Origin of the sequence: Streptomyces cahuitamycinicus (genome assembly GCF_002891435.1) — a bacterium.
GTDB classification, from domain to species: Bacteria; Actinomycetota; Actinomycetes; order Streptomycetales; family Streptomycetaceae; genus Streptomyces; species Streptomyces cahuitamycinicus.
The window spans coordinates 1-1,804 of record NZ_POUC01000786.1; the positions used below are offsets into that span (position 1 = coordinate 1).

Genomic DNA, 1,804 nt, shown 5'->3' on the forward strand with positions numbered 1-1,804 from the left:
GCCCGACACCCCGCCCGTCCTGCAGCACATCGACCTACACATCCGCCCGGGCGAGTCCATGGCCCTGGTCGGCGCGACCGGCAGCGGCAAGACCACCCTCACCGCGCTCATCCCCCGGCTGTACGAGCTGACCTCGGGCCGGATCACCCTCGACGGTGTCGACATCACCGAGCTGTCCAGACAAGCCCTGCGCGCCAAGGTCGCCGTGGCCTTCGAGGAGCCCACGCTGTTCTCGGCCTCCGTGGGCGACAACGTGCTCATGGGCGCGAAGGACACCGCCGGCCATGCCGATCTGGAGCGTGCGCTCGCCGTCGCGCAGGCCGGCTTCGTGCACTCCCTGCCCCAGGGGACGGACACCCCGGTGGGCGAGCAGGGCCTCAGCCTCTCCGGCGGCCAGCGTCAGCGCCTCGCGCTCGCCCGGGCCGTCGTCGCGCAGCCGGAGTTCCTCGTCCTGGACGATCCGCTGTCGGCCCTGGACGTGCATACCGAGGCCGCTGTGGAGGCCGCCCTACGGCAGGTCCTCGCGGACACCACCGCCCTGATCGTGGCGCACCGCCCCTCGACCGTGCTGCTCGCCGACCGCGTCGCGCTGCTGTCCGGCGGCCGGATCGCCGCGGTCGGCACCCACCAGGAACTGCTGCGCACGAACGCCGAGTACGCGCATCTGATGTCAGGGGAAGAGGAGGGCGCACGATGACGGCGGCCACCGGCGCACCGGCCGGCAACAAGCCCGACGACCGGCCCGGCCGACACCCCGACGACCGGCCCGCCGCAACCGGCGACCCCTTCGACCGGGACGTCCTGCCCACTCCACCGGGCGCCACCGGGACCCTGCTGCGCTCCCTGCTCGCGCCCATGAAGGCCCGGGTCGCGGTCACCACGCTCCTGCTGCTGCTCCAGCAGGCGGTGGTGCAGGCGGGCCCGCTGCTCGTGGCGTACGCCATCGACCGTGCCGTACCGGCGTTCCGGGCGCAGGACCACGGGCCGCTGATCGCGGTGGGCGCCGGCTATCTGGGGTGCGCGCTGGCCGCGGGCGGGCTGCAGTTCGCGTTCGTCGCCGCCGCGGCCCGGGTCAGCCAGGACGTGCTGCTCGACCTGCGCGGCCGGATCTTCCGCCACGCGCAGGCGCTGAGCGTCGACTTCCACGAGCGCTACACCTCGGGCCGGCTCATCTCCCGCTCCACGGCCGACGTGGAGTCGCTGCGCGAGCTGCTGGACGAGGGCCTCCAGGAGCTCGTGACGGTCATCCTCTCCTTCGTCTACATCTCGGCGATGCTGCTCTGGCTCGACCTGGGCCTCGGGGGCGTGGCGGCGGCGTCCCTGGTGCCGCTGTACGCGCTCGTGCGGTGGTACCGGCGGCGGGCCGGCCGGGTGTACCAGGCGCGGTCGACCGCCATCGCGGCCGTCATCGTCAAGTTCGTCGAGACGATGAACGGCATCCGGCCGGTGCGCGCCTTCCGCCGCGAGGCCGCCAACGACACGGACTTCGGCGTGCTCAACCGGCGGCACGAGCGGGTCAACGGCGACGCGCTGCTGGAGATGGCCCGCTACGTCACCGGTTCGCGGCTGGTCGCCAACACGGCGGTCGCGTCGATCGTGCTGTGGGGCGCCTACCGGGTCGCGGACGGCACGCTGGCCCTCGGCGTGCTGGCGGCTGCGGTCCTGTACCTGCGGCGGCTGTACGACCCCATCGACCGGCTCGGGATGTTCCTGAACTCCTACCAGTCGGCGGCGGCCTCCCTGGAGAAGATCGCCGGCCTGCTCGCCCAGACCCCGTCGGTCCCCGAGCCGGCCACCCCCCGGC

The 1,804-nt window shown here is 73.6% G+C and carries 2 protein-coding genes; both read left to right on the top strand.

Going from position 1 to position 1,804, the window contains the following annotated elements:
* Positions 1-697, top strand: a 697-nt coding sequence (locus C1J00_RS42830) for an ABC transporter ATP-binding protein (RefSeq protein ID WP_146046406.1), incomplete at its 5' end; no start/stop codon positions are given.
* Positions 694-1,804, top strand: a 1,111-nt coding sequence (locus tag C1J00_RS42835) for an ABC transporter ATP-binding protein (RefSeq protein ID WP_146046407.1), incomplete at its 3' end; no start/stop codon positions are given. The genes C1J00_RS42830 and C1J00_RS42835, both read left to right, overlap by 4 nt.